The sequence below is a fragment of the Streptomyces sp. NPDC048278 genome (assembly GCF_040652195.1).
Classification (GTDB): Bacteria; Actinomycetota; Actinomycetes; order Streptomycetales; family Streptomycetaceae; genus Streptomyces.
In genome coordinates this window covers 38909-58511 of the sequence record NZ_JBEZLP010000009.1, presented here as the reverse complement: position 1 = coordinate 58511, position 19603 = coordinate 38909, and the positions used below count along the sequence as shown (strand labels likewise).

The window sequence follows — 19603 nt, the reverse complement described above, 5'->3', positions numbered from 1 at the left end:
TCCTCCGGGGCGCGGTGGGTCAGGCGCGGGTGGCGCGGGTGCGGATGTCGGTGAGGGTCGCGGCGACGAAGCCGCGCAGGGCCGCCGCTTCGGTCTCGCCGGCCGGGGGCAGGAGGTTCTGGGCGAGGCCGGTGGGTGCCGTGCTCGCGGCGACGGTCCGGCGGTGGCTGAAGGTCAGGAAGCCGGTCCTCCCGTGGTAGGCGCCCATGCCGCTGCGTCCGATGCCGCCCGACGGCGCGCCCGGCACGCCCCAGTGGACGGCGAGGTCGTTGCGGGAGACGCCGCCCGAGGCGGTGCGCCGGACGAACTCCCGGAACTCCGGTCCGTCGGAGCCGAAGAAGTAGGCGGCCAGCGGGCTCGGGCGGGTGTTGACGTACGTGACGACCTCGTCGAGTTCGTCGTACGGGTACACCGCGAGCACCGGCCCGAAGATCTCCTCCGACGCGATCGCCATGTCCTCGGTGACGTCCAGCAGCACGGTGGGCGCGATCCGGCGTCCCTTGCGGCTCGGGAGCCGGTCGGCCTCCTCCGGCGGGACGATGGTCCGCACCCGTGCGCCCTTGGCCGCGGCGTCGGCGACCAGGCCGGTCACCCGGTCGAAGTTGCGGTCGTCGACGACGGAGACCACGTCCGGGTGGTCGAGCCAGGTCGGGAAGTGCGCCCGGACGGCGTCCTCGTAGTGGGCGAGGAAGGCGTCGGTCCGCTCCCGGGGGACGAAGACGTAGTCCGGGCAGAGGCAGATCTGACCGCCGTTCATCAGCCGCATGCCGCCCACGCGTTCGGCGGCCAGGGCGAGATCCGCGTCGGAGCCGAGTACGACCGGGTTCTTTCCGCCCAGTTCCAGCGTCACCGGCACCAGGTTGCGCCCGGCCGCTTCGGCCACCCGGGCGCCGACCGCCGGGGAGCCGGTGAAGATGAGGTGGTCGAAGGGGAGCGCGGAGAACGCCGCGGCGGTGGCGACTCCGCCGCGGACGACCGTCACCTCCTCCGGGGTCAGGCGGGACGCGACCGCCCGGGCGAGGACCTCGGCCGTCCGCTCGGTCACCTCCGACACCTTGATCATCACCCGGTTGCCCGCGGCCAGCGCCTCGATCGCGGGCTGGACGACGAGGGTGACCGGGAAGTTCCACGGCCCGATCACCCCGACCACGCCCTTGGGCCGGATCTGCACGAACGCCGGTGTCCCGGCCTCGGCGGAGCCGGGGAGTTCCTCGTCCCGCATCCACTCGGCCAGGTTCGCCCGGACCTCGTGCAGGGCCGGGACGGCGCCGACGACGTCGCTCACCAGGTTGGCGAGCAGCGGGCGGGAGCCGAAGTCGGCGTCGAGGGCGGCGCAGAGTTCGTCGGCGTGCTCGAGGACGCAGGCCACGAGCCGGTCGATGCGGTCGAGCCGTACGTCCAGGTCCGGCGGGCCCTCGGCGAGGAACGCGGCCCGCTGGGCGTCGAGGAGTTCCCGCTGGCGGGCGGCGGACGGGTCCACGGGAAGCGGCGGGGTGCTGCTCATGGCGGTGCCTTTCTTGCTGCGGCTCAGACGGCGGGCGCGAGGACGGCGGAGGTGAGGACCGCGGGGGTGAAGACGGGGACCGCCTCACCGCCCTCGGGGCGTTCGAAGGCGACGGTGACGGGCAGGCCGGACCGGGGGCGCTCACCGGGCCGCAGGCCGCGCAGGGCCGCGTACAGCCAGGGGCCCTCGGTGAGTTCGACCAGTGCGACGACCTGCTCCGCCCCGGGGGTGCGGCCGTGCACGACGGTCCAGGACACGACGGTTCCGGTGCCGGCGGCCGGTTCCCAGGTGGCCGTGACGTTCCGGCAGCGGGGGCAGGCGTCGGACGGGGGCGCGGCGTGCGTGCCGCAGGCGGTGCAGCGGCGGACGAGGAGTTCGCCGCGTGCGGTGGCGTCGAAGAAGGGTTCGGTGGCGGGGTCGCGAAGGACGACGGGCAGGGACACGGTGGCTCCGGGCGCGGGTGGGTCCAGGGGTGGGGGTGGGTCGGGCGTGCGGATGGGTCAGGCGTGCGGGTGGGGGCTGAGGACCAGCGTCGAGTGGTGGTCGAGGATGCCGCCGTTGCCGCTGACCAGGACGATGTCGTGGTCGGGCACCTGGCGTTCGCCCGCTTCGCCGCGGGTCTGGAGGACGGCCTCGGACAGCGGGGTCATGCCCCACAGGTAGTAGGAGGAGAGCTGCCCGCCGCCCGTGTTGACCGGGAGCGGGCCGCCGGGGGCGAGCGCGCCGCTCGCCGCGAGCGCGCCGCCCTCGCCCTTGGCGCAGAACCCGTAGTCCTCCAGGGTGAGCAGCGCGGTGAAGGTGTAGCAGTCGTAGAGTTCGGCCACGTCCACGTCGCCGACGGAGATCCCGGCCATCTTCATCGCCGCGGGGCCGGCCTGGGCGGCGCCGCTGACCAGGCCGAAGTCGCTGTCGCGGTGCATCGGGAGGCCGGGGTGCGACTGGGCCCAGCCGAGCACGTGGACCGGCGGCCTCCTCAGGTGGGCCGCGCGCTCCGCCGTCGTGACGACCACGGCGATCCCGCCGTTGCTGACCAGGCAGCAGTCGAGCAGGTGGAACGGCTCGGCGATCATCCTGGACGCCTGGTGGTCCGCGACCGTGAGGGGGTCGCGGAACTGGGCGCGGGGGTTCAGCGCCGCCCAGGCCCGCTGGGCCACCGCGATGTGGCCGAGCTGTTCGCTGGTGGTGCCGTAGGCGTCCATGTGGCGGCGGGCGGCCAGGGCGTAGAGGGGGTTGGCGCCCGCGATGCCGGCGGCGGTCAGGAGACCGTCCCAGCCCCGCGGACTGCGGGCACCGGCGTAGGCCGCGCCCGCCGAGGACTTCTCCTTCAGGGGAGCGTCGGCGAAGACGCAGGCGACGGCCTCGGCCATGCCGGCGCGGACGGCCATCGCCGCGTACTGCACCATGGCGCCGGCGGTGGAGCCGTACGCCTGCATCTCGGAGAGCAACCTCAGGTCGCGCAGGCCGAGTTGCTTCTGGAGGGCGAGGCCGACGCCGCTGGTCACGCCGCTGCTGGTGAGCAGCCCGTCGAGGTCGGTGAGGGCGAGGCCGGCGTCGGCGGCGGCGCGGCGCACGGCGTCGGCCGCGAAGTCGGCGGCGCTGCGGTCGTACACCTTGCCCAGTTCCGTGATGCCGAGGCCGGCGATGACCGGGCCGCGGGCGGGGTTGGTGGTCACGGTGGTTCAACTGCCTTTCTTCGTGCGGCTGTTCAGCGGGACTGCCAGACCGGGACGCGCTTCTCGGCGAAGGCACGGGGGCCTTCCTTCGCGTCCTGGGAGGTCATGACGGCCCGGCCCTCCTGGTGCGTGCGCTCCCAGGCGGCCTGTTCGGCCTCGACGCGCCCGGTGGTGATGCCGCGGGCGATGCGCTTGCTGGCCTGGACGGCGAGGGGGGCGTTGGCGGCGATGCGGTCGGCGAGGGCGAGGGCCTCGCCGAGGACCCGGTCGGCGGGGACGACCCGGTTGACCAGGCCGAGGTCGCGGGCGGCCGGCGCGTCCAGGGTGTCGCCGGTCAGCAGGAGTTCCATGGCGACCTTGGGCGGCAGCTGGGCGGCGAGCCGGAAGGCGCCGCCCGCGCCCGCGATGATCCCCCGCTTCACCTCCGGGAGTCCGAAGGAGGCGTCCTCGGCCGCCACGACGAGGTCGCTGGCCAGGGCGATCTCGGTGCCGCCGCCGAGGGCGAAGCCGCGTACGGCCGCGATGGTGGGCTTGCCGATGTGGTGGCTGACGTATCCGGCGAACCCCCAGTCCTTCGTCCGGGGCGGCATGATGTCCTCGCCCCGGGCCACCGCCTTGAGGTCGGCGCCCGCGCAGAACGCCTTGTCGCCGGCGCCCGTGATGACGACGGCGCGGATCTCCGGGTCGCGGTCGGCCTCCGCCAGCGCCTCGCCGACGCCGACGGCGACGGCCGCGTTGACGGCGTTGCGGGCCTCGGGCCGGTTGAGGGTGATCAGGAGGACATGGCCACGGCGTTCCACGAGGACGGCCGGGGAGAGGGCCGGGGAACTCACGGTCGGGATCTCCTCGCTGGTCTCGAGCACCCCTCGGGCGACGAGCTTGTCGGTGTCTTCGTCGGTCAGGCCGAGCAGGTCGCGGGCGATCTCCCGGGTGTGTTCGGCGGGCAGCGGCGCGGGGCGCTGCGGCGGGTCGGCGAGGTGGCGGGAGCGGGCCGGGCGGGCCTCGGCGGGCAGCGGCTCGGGGAGGGTCGGCTGCCGCAGCTCCGCGAAGAAGTCCCGGGCCCGGAGCTGCGGGTCGGTGAGGAGTTCGGGGACGCGGAGCATGGGTGCGGCCGGGACGCCGGCCGCCTGGAGGAGTCCGGTGACCTCGCGCGGGCTGCGGACCGCGGTCCAGGAGGCGATGTCCTCGCCCGCGACGACGGCCCGCAGGCGCGCGCGGTCGGTGTCGTCCCGTACGCCGATCACGCACCACTGGTCGTCGCCCGCGCAGGCGTACACCCCGTCCGAAGCCGCCTGCGGCGAGCCGAGGTCGAGCCACTCGCCCGCCAGGTGTTCCGCCAGCGCGTCCAGGATGATCTCCGCCTGGGCGATGCCGACCGTGCCGCCGCGGCCGGTGCGGCGGCGCCGGACCAGCTGCGCGACGACGGCCGCCGCGCCGACCCGGCCCACCACGTGGTCGGGGTAGATGGTCACCGAGTCGCTGTGGCCGTCCGGGTCGCCGGGGTAGCTCCACAGCTCGCTCAGCCCGGTCGAGGCGCGGACCAGGGGGCCGTATCCCATGCGGCGGCTCCACGGGCCGCTCGCGCCGAAGGCGCTGCTGTCGGCGACGACCAGGCGGGGGTTGAGGGCAAGGAGGACGTCGGGGCCGAGGCCGAGGGCTTCGAGGGTGCCGGGCTTGAAGTTGGACAGCACGACGTCGGCGTCGGCGGCCAGCCGCTTGAAGAGGGCGGCGCCCTCCGGGTCGCGCAGGTTCAGGCCCAGGCTGCGCTTGTTGCGGTGGCCCCAGGCCGCCGACGCGGTGACGACCTCACCGGTCATGGACTGGCGCCCGCCGTCCGGGAAGGCCCGGTTCTCCACCTTGATCACGTCGGCGCCGTGGTCGGCGAGCAGCCGGCCCAGCTCGGCCCCGGCGACGATGACCCCAAGGTCGAGGACGCGGAGGCCGGTCAGCGGATGGGTGCGCTCGGGAGCGGCGGAAGCGGCAGCGACAGCAGAGGCGGGAGCGGAGGCGGGCGCGGCCCGGGTCTCGGCGGACACCTCGGCGTTGTGCTCGCCCGGCAGGGGTGCCCTGCGCGACGCGCCCGCCCGGACGCCGTCGACCTCCAGGAATCCCGTGGGCACCCGGGTGGTGAGCCCGGGGGCGACTTCGAGGTCCGCGAGGGCGCCGCGCGCCAGGTAGTGCCCGGCGCGCAGGGCCTCGCCAGGGGTCAGTACGGCGGCGACGGGCACCCCGTGTTCCTGGCCCTCGCCGACGAGTTCGTCCCGGGTGCGGTCCCGGAAGTGGGCGGCGATCCGGGCCTGGATGCGCTCGGCCTCCTGGAAGCGGACGGCGATGTCGTCGTAGCGCGGGTCGGCGAACTCCTCCGGCTCGCCGAGCCAGGCGCGCATGCCCCGCCACTGCCGGGTGCTGAGCACGCAGATGCGGACCCTGCCGTCGGCGCACCGGAAGATCGGGTACAGGTGCCCGGCGGACGGCCGGCCCGGCGGCCAGTCGGCGGCCCGCCTGCCGCCGGTGGCGGAGCCGCCCATGCCGAAGCCCGGGTCGAGGAGCTGGGTGACGGCCTCGTGCACCGAGAAGTCGATGTGGTCGCCGTGGCCCGTGCGCAGGCTGTTGTGGTGGGCGAGCAGCGCGACCCAGGCGGCCTGGAGGTACGCGGCCTCGGTCACGATCGACGCGGGCGGCGGCAGCGGCGGCCGGCCGGGCAGCCCGGAGCGGGACAGCAGACCGCTGAAGGCCGCGTGCACGGCGTCGGTGGCGGCGAATCCGGCGTAGGGGCCCGTCAGCCCGAAGTCGCCGACGGTGACCAGCACGAGGCGCGGGTTGCGGGCCGCGACGGTGTCGTAGTCGAGGCCGGGGAGGCCGGGGCGCCCGGACTCGATCCAGATGTCCGCCGTGTCGAGGAGGGCGAGCAGGTCGCGCCTGCCGTGCTCGGTGGCGGCGTCGAGGGTGACACCGCGCTTGCCCGCGTTGCGGACGGCGAAGTAGAGGCTGGTGCCCTGGTGCAGCGGGGCCCGGCGGCGGGCACGGGCGCCGTCCGGCGGCTCCACCAGGACGACGTCGGCGCCGAGGGCGGCCAGGAAACGGCCGGCCCCCTCACCGCGTCCGTCCGTGGTGTCGACCACGCGGACTCCGTGCAAGGGCGCCGCGTCAGGCCCCTGCGAGGGCGCCGCCTCGGTTCCCCGCGAGGGCGCCGCCTCCGTTCCCTGCAAGGACGTCGCCTCGGTTGCCTGTGGGGGCGCTGCCTCGGTCATCACTCACCTCCGGGCCTGGCCGGCCGGCGCCGCACCGCCCCGACGCGGGCAGGGCGGACCCACCCGTGGCCGGGGGCGAAGGGGGTCGGGCCTGGGGTGCGGGGCGGGAACACCCGCACCGGCGCGCGTCGGAGAGCTGCGGCGGCCGGGTGTCGGCCGTGTGAACTCCGCGTTTCCGTGTCCTCAGCCTGGCCCGGGCCGAGCGTGCCTGTACACGTCCGTTTCGCTGACGTCCACGTGTCCGCAGCGGCAACGTCACCGGCTTCCGGAGGCGGCCACGGGACGGTGATCTACTGGCCTGGTGGACATCCAGCAGCTGCGCTACTTCCTGGCCGTCGCCGACGAACTGCACTTCGGCCGGGCCGCCGAGCGCCTGCACGTGACCGCGTCGCCGCTGAGCCGCCGGATCCGGGAGCTGGAGCACGAGCTGGGCCGCGACCTGTTCGTCCGGGAGCACCACCACGTCGGGCTGACGCCCTTCGGTGAGCTCTTCCAGGGGCGGGCACGGGAGGTGGTACGGGACTTCGACGGCCTGCGGGACCTCGCCCGCGACCTCCCGGACGCCCCCTGCTGCCGGGTCGGCGCGGCTCCGCTGACCCCGCCGAAGGTGCTGGACACGGTGCTCGCCGTCTACCGGGAGGCGGCCCCGCAGGTCGAACTGCCGGTCACGCTCGCCTCCTCGGCGGAGCTCCTCGACCAGCTCGCCGCCGGCCGCGTCGACCTCGCCGTGGTCCATCTCCCGCTCGGCAGGACCGACCTGGAGAGCCTGGTCATCGCCCGCGGCCGGCTCGGCGTGGCGATGCCGGCGGACGACGAGTTCGCCGACCGGACCTCGCTGACCCTGCGGGACCTGCGCCACCGCCAGGTGCTGATGACCTCGGCCAAGGTGCACCCGTCGGTGATGGGCGAGCACAGGTCGGCGCTGCTGGCGGCCGGCGTCACACGGCTGGTGGCTCTCCCGCACAACGACGTCGTGCAGATCGCCGCCCACGTCCTGCGCACCGGCGCCCTGACCCTCACCGTCCTCGGCGAGGACCTGCCCACCTCGCGGGTCTTCGACTCCCCCGCCTTCCGCCTGGTGCCGCTCGACGAACCGGGGCTGGCCCTGCGGGTCGGGATCGCGTGGCGGGCGGCCCCGGAACGGGTGGTGCCGGGGCTGCGGAAGACCCTGACGGCACTGCGGGAGCGGTACGGCGAGACCCCGACGGCCCTGTGACAGGGCGTCGGCTCGGTGCTCGGTACCTCAGCCGTCGGGGGTCTTGGCGCCGCTGAGCGCGGGGACGGTCTTCTCCCGGTGGAGCAGGGAGCGGGCGCCGAGGCGGAACCGGTCGAGCCTGTCGATGACGGTCTGGCCGACCGGGGTGTGGCCCCAGACGCTGATGCCCTGGTGGGTGCCGGGTTCCCAGGTGGCCTCGTCGACGACGACCGGGTTCCAGCCGACCTCCCACTCGAAGCCCGAGGGGGTGCGGGCGTAGTAGGAGAGCTCCCTGTCGTTGGTGTGCTGGCCGATGGACAGGGCCATGTCGAAGCCGAGTTCGTGGACGCGTCGGTAGCTGCGGGCGAGGTCGTCGAGGCTCTGGCACTGGATGTTGAGGTGCTGGACGCGGGTGCGGACGGGGTCGACGGGCAGGCCGCGGACGGCGGCGACGGCGATGGAGTGGTGGCGTTCGTTGACCCTCAGGAAGCGGATCCTGAGCTTGACGCCGCTGATGGTCTCGTCGATGTGGTCGGTGAGACGGGCGTCGAAGACGGTGCTGAAGTAGCCGCGCGTCAGGGCGGGCCTGGTCGAGGTGAGGGCGACGTGGCCCATCCCCGGGTCGCCGGTGACCCACCCGGACGCGAGCATCGTCAGCGGGTCCGTGGCGAGGACGGGGGTGGTGCAGATCTCCTGGGTGATGCCCTTGGGACCGGGGAAGCGCAGCAGTCGCTCGACGCCGCGCAGTCCCGCCTCCTCGGCCGTGCCCGCCACCGCGGGGACGCCGTGGGCGCGGACCCGGGCCTCGATCCGCTCGAAGGTGGTGTGGTCGTCGAGGTGCCAGCCCATGGCGACGACGTCCTCGGCGGGACCGCGCCGCAGGAGGAACCGGCATGCGTGGTCGTCGAGCCGGAACCGCATCAGGTCGCGGGAGAGGTCGTCGTGGTGCAGGCCGATGGCGTCGGTGCCGAACCGGCGCCAGTCGGTGAACCTGTTCGTCTCGATGACCAGGTGACCGAGGCGTACGGAGCCGAAGACGTCCGGACGCGCGGTCATCGGCGGCCTGCCAGGAAGTCCGCGCACAGGCCGTTGAACAGGTCGGCGCGCTCCCACTGCACCCAGTGCCCGGTGTTGGCCACCAGGTAGAGGTCGCAGTCGGGCAGGCGGTCGGCCAGCATCAGGGCCCCGGCGGGCCGGTTGACCTTGTCGGCGGCGCCCCACAGCACCAGGGTGGACACGGGCAGCCGCGCCAGGCGCCTGTCGCGGGTGAAGTCCGTCTTCCACAGGGCGCGCAGGGACTTCGGACGCGTCAGCGGCGGCGCCGCCACGACCTCGGGGTCGATGCTGTCCCGGTAGCGGGAGTCGATGACCGAGTCGGGCACCTCGGCCGCGTTGAAGACGAGGTGGGTGCGGATGAACTTCTCCAGCTTGAGCCGCGAAGGCCCCTCCCCCGTGTAGTAGCCGAGGAGGCTGTTGAGGCCGGGGGTGGGCAGGGCGCGGGTGGTGCCGATGCCGCCGGGGCCCATCAGGACCATGCGGTCGACCCGGTCGGGGGTGTCCAGGGCCAGGCGCAGCGCGCAGGCACCGCCGTAGGAGTTGCCGACCAGGTGGGCCCGGTCCAGGCCGAGTCGGTCCAGCACGCCCCGGATGTGGTCGGCGAGGTGGCCGAACGGGTCGCTCCTGTCGACGCCCTTGGTGCTGCGGCCGTAGCCGGGCAGGTCGGGCACGACGACCCGGTACTCCTTGGCCAGTTCGGCGATGTTGCGGCTGTAGTTGGAGACTCCCGAGGCGCCGGGGCCGCCGCCGTGCAGGAGGAGGACGGGCGGCCCCTCGCCGGTCTCGGCGACGAAGATCTTCTTGCCCGCGACGTCGAGCAGGGACTCGTGCATCGACGGCGGCTGTCGGTGCGCGGTCATGGGGGTGCTCATGGGGGTGGTCATGGGGTGGTCCTCACTGGGCGGAGACGGCGGCGGAGCGTGACGCGGGGGCGAACCCGGCCGGTGGTGGGGGGAGTCGGGCACCGGCGGGCGCGGCGGCGTAGACGTAGGCGTCGGGGCGCAGGGCGAGCGTGGTCACGCCGTGCTCCGCCAGCCAGGGCAGCAGCACGCCGTCGCTGTCCACGACCGCGCCTTCGGCCGGACGTGAGTCCGCCGGCAGGACGGCCAGCGAGGGCACACCGGCCCGTTCCCAGGCGGGCTGTGGGCGGGGCAGGCCGAGGTGCAGCAGCAGCCAGCGGCCGGCGAGCACGTCGTCCAGGCGGACCCGCTCCCCGTCGGCGCCGGTCACCCGGGGCTGCGGGATCTGCCGCCCCGAGGCCCTGGTACGGGGGCGGGCCTGGAAGCCCTTCGCGTAGGACGCGACCGGTATCCAGTTGGCGTCCACCAGCCGGGCGGTGAGCCCCGGCACCGGGCGGATCGCGCGCAGCACGCCGTTGCGGGCCCGGGCCACCGGGAGCCGGCGTTCGGTGATGAGCCGGCCGACGAGCACCGCCCGCCGGGTCACCTCCTTCACGTGCGGCTTGCGTTCGGCCTCGTAGGAGTCGAGCAGACTCTCGGGCAGTTCGCCGCGCAGCACCGCGGCCAGCTTCCAGCACAGGTTCGCCGCGTCCCGCACCCCCGCCGCCATGCCCTGCCCGATCCACGGCGGCATCGCGTGCGCGGCGTCCCCGGCGAGGAAGACCCTGCCCACCCGGAACCGGGCGGCGAAGCGGACGTGGTGGCTGTAGACGGTCGCCCGCAGGATCCTGATCCGGTCCCGGCCGATGCCGTACCGGGACACCATCGCGTGGATCGCGTCGTGCGTGGTCAGGTGCTTCTCGTCGTCACCGGGCAGGACCGGGAACTCCCAGCGGTGGTGCCCCAGGGGGGTCGGGCAGTCCACCGCCGGGCGCTGCGGGTCGCAGCGGAACCGCAGCCGGTCGTGGTCGGGCCACGGCTTGAGCATCTCCGTGTCGACGACCACCCAGCGGTCCTCGTACGTCCGTCCCTCGTACCCCACGTTGAGCTGGGCGCGGGTGAGGCTGGAACCGCCGTCGGCGGCGATGGCGTACCGTGCGCGCAGGCGTCGTACCGAGTCGTCGGCGCCGGCCACCGTCAGCTCGACGCCCTCCGTGTCCTGCCGCAGCCGCAGGCACTCGTGCCGCAGCAGCACCTCCACGTCCGGATAGCGGTCGGCTCCCTCGCGCAGCACCTGCTCCAGCGCGGGCTGGTAGACGAACATCTGCGAGGGGTGGCCGTGGCCGCGCGGGGCGGGATCGGCGCTGAGGAGGGTACGGCCGCGCGCGTCGACGAAGTCCAGCGGGCGCCCGGCGAGCATGTCCGCCTTCAGCCGCTCGGCAAGACCGGTCCGCTGCCAGATCCGGATGACCTCCTCGTCCGTGGAGATCGCCCGCGCCCGGGAGAAGACCTCGGCGTCCCGCTCCACCACCACGACCCTGAGGCCCAGCCCGCCCAGCAGGTTCGCGGCGGTCACCCCCGTGGGCCCGTAGCCGATCACCGCCACGTCGTACTCACTGTCGTCGGCTCCGTCGTCGGCTCCGTCGTCGGATCTGTCGTCGGCTCTGTTCACGGCGCTCTTCTCACTGCTCACCGGGCCACCTCGTGTCGCTCCCGTCGCGGCTCATTGCTGTAGCGTCTGCTCCAATTGGAGCAGACGCTACGGTAAGCAGGCCGTCAGAGGGCGGTCAAGCGCCGTCACAAGGGGAAAGGCAGTCCCATGACCAGCGCACCTCGCCGGATCGACGTCCATCAACACCTGGTCCCGCCCTTCTACCGGGACGCCCTCGCCGGGCACGGGATCGGCGAGGCGGGCGGCCGGGCCCTGCCCGAGTGGAGTGCCGGGGCGGCGCTGGAGCTGATGGACCTGCTCGGCACCGAGACGGCGATCCTGTCCGTCTCCACGCCGGGCACCGGGTTCCTCGCCGACCCCGGCGAGGCCGGCGCCATGGCCCGGCGGCTGAACGAGTTCTCCGCCGCGCTCGCCGCCGAACACCCCGGCCGCTTCGGCTGGTTCGCCACCCTGCCGCTGCCGGACACCGCCGCGGCGGCCCGGGAGGCCGAGCGGTCGCTCGCCGGGCTCGGCGCCGACGGCGTGACCCTGCTCGCCAACACCGGCGGCCACTACCTCGGGGCCGACGGCCAGGACGCCCTGTGGCGGGTCCTGGACGCGCACGGCGCCGTCGCGTTCGTCCACCCGGCCGAGCTGCCCGGGCCGGCCGTGACGGGGATCCCGCCGTTCGCCGCCGACTTCCTCCTCGACACCACCCGCGCCGCCTACCTCCTGGTACGCAACGGCGTCGTGCGCCGGTACCCGCGCATCCGGTTCGTCCTCGGTCACGCGGGCGGCTTCGTGCCGTACGCCTCGCACCGCATGGCCGTCGCCCTCGCGGCCGGCACCGGGCGCAGCCCGCTGGACGTCCTGGAGGACCTCCGCGGCTTCTACTTCGACACCGCGCTCTCCTCCAGCCCGGCCGCACTGCCCACGCTGCTCGCCTTCGCCCGGCCCGGGCACGTCCTGTTCGGCAGCGACTGGCCGTTCGCGCCGGCCGCGGCCGGCCAGTACTTCGCCCACGGCCTGGACAGCGGGGTCGACGCCGGCACCCGCGCCGCGGTCGACCGCGGCAGCGCCGAGGCGCTCTTCCCGCGGCTGGCCGGCGCCCCCCTCCCGGCTCCCGCCGCCCGCCCGCTCCCGGCACGGCTGCGGCGGTCCGTGCGGCGGGCCGGTGCCCGCGCCCTCTTCCGGCTGGTCCAGCCCGGCACCGACTGAGCGGCTCCCGAGGAGGTCCGGTGAACCGGCAGGGAACTCTTGGTCATGGGTTTCCCTGGACGGCCGTTCGAGTACAAAGGGCTGCCTAACATGAGGCGATCACGAACGGTACGAACCCCCGGGAGCTCGGGATGGTGTTGTCCGGCCTCAACTGGAGGTCGTTGCGTCCCTGGACGGTCGTCGGTGTCGCCGTCGTGTGCCTGGTGGCCGGAGTTCTGGCGCTCACGCACGACTCACGCCCCGCGCACGCCGACCCGGCCGCGCTGCCGCACACGACCGTCGAGGTGTCCGCCAGCCGCTGCGGCCGGGGCTGGAGCGCGCCGGTCTCCGGTGTCCAGGTCTTCGACCTGCACAACCCGACCGACGGGGCCGCCGAGGTCCTCCTGGAGGACCCGAAGAGCCAGGCCGTGTACGGCGAGGTGGAGGACATCGGGCCCGGTACCACCCGGGAGCTGACCGTCCGGCTCGGCAAGGGCGCGTACGCGTTCAAGTGCGTGCCCGACGACGCTGACGCCGTCACCGGACCGACCGTCCGGATCGCCGGCGGCAGCAGCGGCCCGGCCGCGGCCCCGGTCACCGAGCACGACCTGATCCCGCCGGCGCTCGCCTACCAGAAGTGGGTCGGCGGCGGCCTGTCCGACGTCGTACGGCTGACGACCGCCCTGCGGGACGCGGTCGACCGCGGCGACCTCGCCGCCGCCCGCACCGCCTGGCTCCCCGCGCACCTGGAGTACGAGCGGCTGGGCGCCGCGTACGACGCCTTCGGCGACGCCGACGGCGCGATCAACGGCACGGACGCGGGGCTGGCCGGCGGGGTGCACGACAAGGACTTCACCGGCTTCCACCGGATCGAGTACGGCCTGTGGCACGGCGAGTCCGCCGCAGGACTGCGCGGCCCGGCCGCCGACCTGGTGAAGGCGGTCACCGCACTGCGCGACGACTGGGCGCAGGCCCGGATGGACCCCGCCCAGCTGGGGCTGCGGGCGCACGAGATCCTGGAGAACACGGTGCAGTTCGAGCTGACCGGCCGTACCGACTACGGCAGCGGCAGCAACCTCGCCACCGCCCGCGCCAACCTGGACGGCACGGTGCAGGTCATGTCCCGGCTGCACCCGCTGCTCGCCACCCGGTACGCGGATCTCGCCGGTCTGGAGAGCGAGTTGAAGCGGGCCGGTACGACACTCGACGGCTTCGGCCACGACGGCACCTGGACCCCGCTCGGCAAGCTCGGTCACCGGCAGCGCGAGGACGTCGACGCGGTCCTCGGCGACCTGGTGGAGCGGCTGGCGTCGGTGGCGACCCTGTGCGACCCGCGGAGGACGGTATGAGCGCGCACGAGACGGCCGGCAAGGTCGGGGTGGGCCGCCGCGGGTTCCTGCGCGGCGCGGCCCTCGCGGGCGCCGGACTGGCCGCGGGCGGCGCGGCGGCCCCCGGCACGGACACCGCGGACGCCGCCACGTCCGCGATCGCTCCCTTCCACGGCGCCCGCCAGCAGTCGGCCATCGCCGCGCCCCGCCGGACGAGCGTGTTCACCTCCTTCGACGTCACCGCCGGGAGCCGCACCGAGCTGACCGAGCTGCTGCGCACGCTCACCGACCGCGCCCGCTTCCTGACCTCCGGCGGCACCCCGGACCCGGTCGGGGTCACCGGCCCGCCCGCCGACTCGGGCGTCCTCGGCGAGCAACTGCCCTCCGGTGCGCTGGCGGTGACCGTCGGCGTCGGCGGCTCGCTCTTCGACGACCGGTACGGGCTCGGGAAACTGAGACCGCGCCGGCTGACGACGATGCCGGCGTTCCCGGACGACGACCTGCGCCCCGAGTGGTGCCACGGCGACCTCAGTTTGCAGTTGCACGCGGACGACACCGACACCGTGCTGCACGCACTGCGCGACATCGCCCGGCACACCCGGGGCGGCATGCAGGTCCGCTGGCGGCTGGACGGCTTCTCCAGCCCGCCCCGCCCCACCGGCACCCCACGCAACCTGCTCGGCTTCAAGGACGGCACCGCCAACCCGGAGACCGGCAGCGCCCGGGAGATGGACCGGCTGATCTGGGTCGGCAAGGACTCCGGGGAACCGGGTTGGGCGGTCGGCGGCAGCTACCAGGTGGTGCGGCTGATCCGCATGCTGGTGGAGTTCTGGGACCGGGTCTCGCTCAGCGAGCAGGAGCGGATGTTCGGCCGCTCCCGCGAGTCCGGGGCGCCCCTGGACGGCAACGCCGAGCACGACACGCCCGATTACGCCGACGATCCCAAGGGCGACGTCATCCCCCTGGACGCGCACATCCGGCTGGCCAACCCGCGCACCACGGCCACCGCCGACCAGCGGCTGCTGCGCCGTGCGTACAACTACGACCGGGGCATGGACAGCAACGGCAACCTCGACATGGGCCTGCTGTTCTGCTGCTACCAGCAGGACCTGGCCCGGCAGTTCGAGACCGTGCAGAAGCGGCTGGCCGGGGAGCCGCTGGTCGACTACATCTCGCCGTTCGGCGGCGGCTACTTCTTCGCCCTGCCCGGGGTACGGGACCACGACGACTGGTACGGACGCGCTCTCCTCACCTGAGCTTGTCCGAACAACTCCCCGGCAAATCCGTAGCCCGAACGGTCAATACACAGTCAAGGTTTGCCCCAGCATCCCTGACCCGGTGTTCATTCACCCGCCATCATGGCTCCGCCGGAGCGCCCGGAAGCGGGCGAAGCATCCCTGCCTGTACGACGCAGGTACGACGCAGTGACGTTCATGCCCGGAGGGGAACCAGCATGGCCAGCACAGGAAGACGAACGGCGATGAGGAGCCTCGGCGCCCTCGCGGGGGCCGCCGCGCTCACGGTCCTCGGGAGCACCGCGCCCAGCTGGGCCGCCGTACCCGCCGGACACGGCGGCGGCTCGTCGACCGCGACCCCGATCAAGCACGTGGTCGTGCTGTTCGACGAGAACATCTCCTTCGACCACTACTTCGCGACCTACCCGAAGGCCGCGAACACCGACGGCACGAAGTTCACGGCGTCCAAGAAGACCCCGAAGGACGTCGACACCGTCGCGCACGCCGGGCTGCTGACGAAGAACCCGAACCAGTACGCGCCCAAGCGGCTCACCCCGGCGCAGGCGATGACCTGCGACCAGAACCACTCCTACGGGCCCGAGCAGCTGGCCTACGACGGCGGCAAGGCCGACCAGTTCGTGCAGAACACCGAGGTCGACAAGTGCTCCGGCGGCCTGTTCGGCGAGCCGGGCCTGGTCATGGACTACTACGACGGCAACACCGTCACCGGTCTGTGGAACTACGCCCAGCAGTACGCGCTGAACGACCGCTCCTACAGCTCGGTCTACGGCCCGTCCACGCCCGGCGCGCTCAACCTGATCTCGGGTCAGACGCACGGCGCGATCTCGGTGGACTCGGTCACCGGCAAGCAGACGTCGACGCCGGACTCGTACGCCATCGCCTCCCCGAACGCGAAGGGCGTCGGCACGGTCGTCAACGACCCCGACCCGGCCTTCGACGACTGCTCCGACAAGGACCACACCAGCACCAGCGCGCTGGCGTCCCTGCAGGGCAAGAACATCGGTGACCTGCTCAACTCCAAGAAGGTCACGTGGGGCTGGTTCCAGGGCGGCTTCCGCCCGTCGACGGCCTACAACGGCACGTCCGGCTCCTACGCCAAGTGCGACACCACGCACACCAACGTCGGCGGCGCCTCCGTGGTCGACTACAGCCCGCACCACAACCCGTTCTCGTACTACAAGTCGACGTCCAACCCGCACCACGTGGCGCCGAAGAACGTCAACGAGATCGGCCACAACGGCCAGGCGAACCACAACTACGACCTGACCGACTTCACCGCGGCGGCCAAGGCGGGCAAGCTCCCGGCCGTCAGCTTCCTCAAGGCCGGCGAGTACCAGGACGGTCACGCGGGCTACTCCGACCCGACCGACGAGCAGCACTTCCTCGTCAACGAGATCAACACCATCCAGAGCTCGCCGCAGTGGAAGTCCACCGCGATCGTCATCGCCTACGACGACTCCGACGGCTGGTACGACCACGCCTACGCCAAGCCCCGCAACGGCTCCAAGGACACCACGGTCGGCTCCAACGGTAAGGCCCTGGACAGTGCCGCCTGCCAGTCCGGCCCGGCCGCGACCGGCGGGTACGCCGACCGCTGCGGTCCCGGCACCCGGCAGCCGCTGCTGGTCATCTCGCCGTACAGCAAGGTGAACAAGGTCGACCACACCCAGACCGACCAGTCCTCCATCACCCGCTTCATCGAGGACAACTGGCGCACCGGCCGGGTCGGCGACCACTCCTTCGACGCGACCGCGGGCACGCTGACCAACATGTTCGACTTCAGGCACCCCAACAACAAGCAGGTGCTGCTGAACGCGAACGGCTCCGTCAAGTCCGTCAGGCCGATCCACCACGTGGCCGCGGTGAGCACGCACATCACGCCGGGCCCGGCGATGGTGAACACGGCCGCCACGACCGGCTCCGGCCCGTTCCCGGCGCTTCCGGTCGGCCTCGGTGCGGGCGCCCTGGTCGCCGCCGGCGCCACGGGCACGTACCTGTCGCTCCGCCGCAGGCAGCGCACCGCCGCCTGACCCCACCCCGCCCCGACCCGCTCGGCACGGTCCTCCTCCCCGGACCGTGCCGAGCGGCGTTTCCGCGCTCGCACCGGTACCCGCCGGGCAGGGTGCCGGGACGGGCGCGGCAGGTGAGGAGGGTGCGGCCGGGTGTGCGGTTGTCGTCCGTCCTGCGGCACGGGATGCTGAGGGAGCACGGAGGGAAGCGGTGCCCATGGATCGTTTTCCGAACGCGGCCGACGTCGATTTCCACAGTCCTCTTGACCTCACCAAGGCCGCGACCGCGGTGCTGGACGCCGACGGCCGCATCTCGGGCTGGGGCCCCTCGGCCCAGCGCCTCCTCGGGCATCCGGCCGAGGACGTGCTCGACCGGCCGGCGGCCCTGCTGCTGGCGACTCCGGGACAGCGGCACTCCTCGCTCTGCACGGCCCACCGGCCCCGCAGCACGGTCCTGGACCTGGCCTGCCGGGACGGGCGCACCCTGCGCGCGGCCGTGGCCTTCAGCCCGCTCACCTCCCAGGGCGTGGCCGCGACCGTCGTGGTCGCGGCGGAGCTGGAGGCGCTGCGCGGCTGGGAGGCGCAGCTGGCCATGTTGCAGGGGCTGGCCACCGAGTCCTCCGTGGGCCTGACGATCTTCGACACCGACATGCGGGTGGTCTGGGGGAACGTCTCCACCGACCTGGAGCTCGCGGGGGTCGCCCAGTACGTCGGGCGGCCGGCCGCGGACCTCTTCCCGGAGGGCGAGTTCATCTCCCGCCACCACCCCCCGGACGAGGACCAGATCATGGAGCACGTGCTCACGACGGGCGAACCGATCATGGGCATGCACTACCGGGGCCGGGCCCCCGCCGACCCGGTGCGCGAGCACGTCTGGTCCTGCTCGTACCACCGGCTGCTGGACGCCCGTGGCGAGCCGCTGGGGCTGTTCGAGGAGTCCCTGGACATCACCGACCGCTACCGCGCCCAGGAACGGCTGTCGCTGCTCGTGCGGGCGGGCAAGCGCATCGGCGCCTCGCTGGACGTGCGCCGCACGGCCGCGGAGCTCGCCGACGTGGCGGTGCCGCAGCTGGCCGACGAGGTGCTGGTGGACCTGCCGCCGGCGGTCATCGAGGGCCGGCAGCCGCCGACGGGTTCGGCGCCGGGGCACAGCCTGCTGCGGATGCACGGCCGCACCCCGGAGGAGTTCCGGACCAGTCCCGTCTCCTACCCGCCGTCGTCGCCGCAGGCACTCAGCCTGGCCACCAGCCGCCCCGTCGTCGACGCCGTCCCGCCCGGGTCACCGGACGAGCCCGCTCCGGCCGGCCGGCGCTCCAGCCTGTTCGTCCCGCTGCTCGCCCGGGACGCGGTCCTCGGCCTCGCCACGTTCCGGCGCAGCAGCAACCCCGACCCCTTCGGGCCCGAGGAGCAGACCCTCGCGGTGGAGCTGACCGAGCGGGCCGCCGTCGGCATCGACAACGCCCGCCGGTACACCAGCCAGCACGCCGCGGCCCTGGTGCTGCAGCGGAGCCTGCTGCCGCGGCACCTGCCCGAGCAGAGCGCGGTCGACGTGGCGTACCGGTACCTGCCCGCGGACAGCCGGGTGGGCGTGGGCGGCGACTGGTTCGACCTGATCCCGCTCTCCGGGGCCCGGGTGGGGCTGACCGTCGGTGACGTGGTCGGCCACGGTGTGCACGCCGCCGCGACCATGGGCAGGCTGCGCGCCACCGTACGGACCCTGGCCCTGCTGGACCTCGACCCGGCGGAGCTGCTGACCCGACTCGACGGGCTGGTCGCGCAGGACTCCGAACCCCACGCGGACGACGGGCTGGGCGACGAGGCGCTCGGGGTGACCTGCCTGTACGCGATCTACGACCCGGTGAGCGGTCGCTGTGTCTGGGCGAGCGCGGGCCATCCCCCGCCGATCGTGGCCGACGCGAACGGCTCGGTGGCGCTGTCCGCGCTGGCGCCGGGGCCGCCCCTGGGGCTGGGCAGCCTGCCCTACGAGAACGTCGAGCTGAGCCTGCCCGACGGCAGCGTGGTGGCGTTCTTCACCGACGGGGTGGTGGAGGACCGGCGCACCGACATCGACAGCGGTATCGACCGTCTCGCCCATGTGCTGACCTGGCAGCGGTGCCCGCTGGAGGAGCTGTGCGACCGGGCGCTGTCGACCCTGCCGCCCGGGCCGCAGGCGGACGACGCGACGCTGCTGCTGGTCCGCACGCGGCGGCTGGACGCCGGGCAGGTGGCGGACCTGGAGCTGCCGCCCGACCCGGCGATGGTGGCGCGGGCGCGCACGGACACCGAGCGCCAGCTGGAGACCTGGGGCCTGTCCGACCTGGCGTTCACCGCGGAGCTGGTGGTGAGCGAGCTGGTCACCAACAGCATCCGGTACGCCACCGGGCCCGTGCTGCTGAGGCTGATCAGGGACCGCAGCCTGCTGTGCGAGGTCTCCGACAACGCGCACACGGCACCGCACCTGCGGCGGGCCCGCCGGGACGACGAGGGGGGACGCGGCCTGTTCCTCGTCGCCCAGATGTCGCAGCGCTGGGGCACCCGCTACACCGGCTCCGGGAAGACCATCTGGGCCGAACTGGCCATCCCCTGACCCGGGCGGACTCACGCGCGGGGCGGCCTGTGCCTGCGGCCGTCCCGCGCGTGCACC

The 19603-nt window shown here is 73.8% G+C and carries 13 protein-coding genes; 6 read left to right on the top strand and 7 right to left on the bottom strand.

Features of this window, described 5'->3' with window-relative positions:
- Positions 1-19 precede the first annotated feature (19 nt).
- The 4 genes from AB0D74_RS17960 to AB0D74_RS17945 are packed head-to-tail and all read right to left on the bottom strand — an operon-like array spanning position 20 to position 6299.
- Positions 20-1504: an aldehyde dehydrogenase family protein gene (locus tag AB0D74_RS17960; protein WP_362587022.1), complete on the bottom strand. Its 1485-nt coding sequence runs from the start codon at positions 1502-1504 to the stop codon at positions 20-22.
- 23 nt (positions 1505-1527) lie between these two features.
- Positions 1528-1947: an OB-fold domain-containing protein gene (locus tag AB0D74_RS17955; RefSeq protein WP_362587019.1), complete on the bottom strand. Its 420-nt coding sequence runs from the start codon at positions 1945-1947 to the stop codon at positions 1528-1530.
- A gap of 57 nt (positions 1948-2004) precedes the next feature.
- A complete protein-coding gene (locus AB0D74_RS17950) occupies positions 2005-3177 on the bottom strand; it encodes a thiolase family protein (protein WP_362587016.1) in 1173 nt (390 codons plus the stop codon).
- Positions 3178-3209: 32 nt separating this feature from the next.
- Entirely contained in the window at positions 3210-6299 is a 3090-nt protein-coding gene (locus AB0D74_RS17945) for a crotonase/enoyl-CoA hydratase family protein (protein ID WP_362587013.1), read from the bottom strand.
- Between the two features lie 430 nt (positions 6300-6729).
- Here AB0D74_RS17945 and AB0D74_RS17940 point away from each other — a divergent pair, with 430 nt between their 5' ends.
- A complete protein-coding gene (locus tag AB0D74_RS17940; protein WP_362587010.1) occupies positions 6730-7644 on the top strand; it encodes a LysR family transcriptional regulator in 915 nt (304 codons plus the stop codon).
- 27 nt (positions 7645-7671) lie between these two features.
- On the opposite strand, the gene AB0D74_RS17935 is transcribed toward AB0D74_RS17940, so the two are convergent.
- Genes AB0D74_RS17935 through AB0D74_RS17925 form a run of 3 tightly spaced genes read right to left on the bottom strand, consistent with a single transcriptional unit; the run spans position 7672 to position 11190 of the window.
- Positions 7672-8679, bottom strand: coding sequence for a VOC family protein (locus tag AB0D74_RS17935; RefSeq protein ID WP_362587007.1), 1008 nt, complete (start codon positions 8677-8679; stop codon positions 7672-7674).
- Positions 8676-9539, bottom strand: coding sequence for an alpha/beta fold hydrolase (locus tag AB0D74_RS17930; protein WP_362587604.1), 864 nt, complete (start codon positions 9537-9539; stop codon positions 8676-8678). Before AB0D74_RS17930 ends, AB0D74_RS17935 begins: the two co-directional genes overlap by 4 nt.
- Before the next feature lie 34 nt (positions 9540-9573).
- Complete coding sequence (locus AB0D74_RS17925; RefSeq protein WP_362587601.1) at positions 9574-11190, bottom strand: bifunctional 3-(3-hydroxy-phenyl)propionate/3-hydroxycinnamic acid hydroxylase; 1617 nt, start codon at positions 11188-11190, stop codon at positions 9574-9576.
- 147 nt (positions 11191-11337) lie between these two features.
- Here AB0D74_RS17925 and AB0D74_RS17920 point away from each other — a divergent pair, with 147 nt between their 5' ends.
- The 5 genes from AB0D74_RS17920 (at position 11338) to AB0D74_RS17900 (ending at position 19546) form a co-directional block, all read left to right on the top strand.
- Positions 11338-12387: an amidohydrolase family protein gene (locus AB0D74_RS17920; RefSeq protein ID WP_362587004.1), complete on the top strand. Its 1050-nt coding sequence runs from the start codon at positions 11338-11340 to the stop codon at positions 12385-12387.
- Between the two features lie 131 nt (positions 12388-12518).
- On the top strand, positions 12519-13715 hold the full coding sequence (locus tag AB0D74_RS17915; protein ID WP_362587001.1) for an EfeM/EfeO family lipoprotein: 1197 nt from the start codon (positions 12519-12521) through the stop codon (positions 13713-13715).
- Positions 13712-14950, top strand: coding sequence for an iron uptake transporter deferrochelatase/peroxidase subunit (gene efeB / locus AB0D74_RS17910; protein WP_362586998.1), 1239 nt, complete (start codon positions 13712-13714; stop codon positions 14948-14950). The genes AB0D74_RS17915 and efeB overlap by 4 nt, the downstream gene beginning before the upstream one ends.
- 197 nt (positions 14951-15147) lie before the next feature.
- Complete coding sequence (locus tag AB0D74_RS17905; RefSeq protein WP_362586995.1) at positions 15148-16980, top strand: alkaline phosphatase family protein; 1833 nt, start codon at positions 15148-15150, stop codon at positions 16978-16980.
- Positions 16981-17176: 196 nt separating this feature from the next.
- Positions 17177-19546 (top strand): SpoIIE family protein phosphatase, encoded by a 2370-nt coding sequence (locus AB0D74_RS17900; protein WP_362586992.1) that lies wholly within the window; start codon positions 17177-17179, stop codon positions 19544-19546.
- Positions 19547-19603: the final 57 nt, after the last annotated feature.

Bases quoted from the DNA above. Each gene is read 5' to 3' on its own strand.
- AB0D74_RS17930 (WP_362587604.1), bottom strand. From the start codon at position 9,539: ATGACCGCGCACCGACAGCCGCCGTCGATGCACGAGTCCCTGCTCGAC.
- AB0D74_RS17900 (WP_362586992.1), top strand. From the start codon at position 17,177: ATGGATCGTTTTCCGAACGCGGCCGACGTCGATTTCCACAGTCCTCTT.
- AB0D74_RS17920 (WP_362587004.1), top strand. From the start codon at position 11,338: ATGACCAGCGCACCTCGCCGGATCGACGTCCATCAACACCTGGTCCCG.
- AB0D74_RS17905 (WP_362586995.1), top strand. From the start codon at position 15,148: ATGGCCAGCACAGGAAGACGAACGGCGATGAGGAGCCTCGGCGCCCTC.
- AB0D74_RS17960 (WP_362587022.1), bottom strand. From the start codon at position 1,504: ATGAGCAGCACCCCGCCGCTTCCCGTGGACCCGTCCGCCGCCCGCCAG.
- efeB (WP_362586998.1), top strand. From the start codon at position 13,712: ATGAGCGCGCACGAGACGGCCGGCAAGGTCGGGGTGGGCCGCCGCGGG.
- AB0D74_RS17915 (WP_362587001.1), top strand. From the start codon at position 12,519: ATGGTGTTGTCCGGCCTCAACTGGAGGTCGTTGCGTCCCTGGACGGTC.
- AB0D74_RS17935 (WP_362587007.1), bottom strand. From the start codon at position 8,679: ATGACCGCGCGTCCGGACGTCTTCGGCTCCGTACGCCTCGGTCACCTG.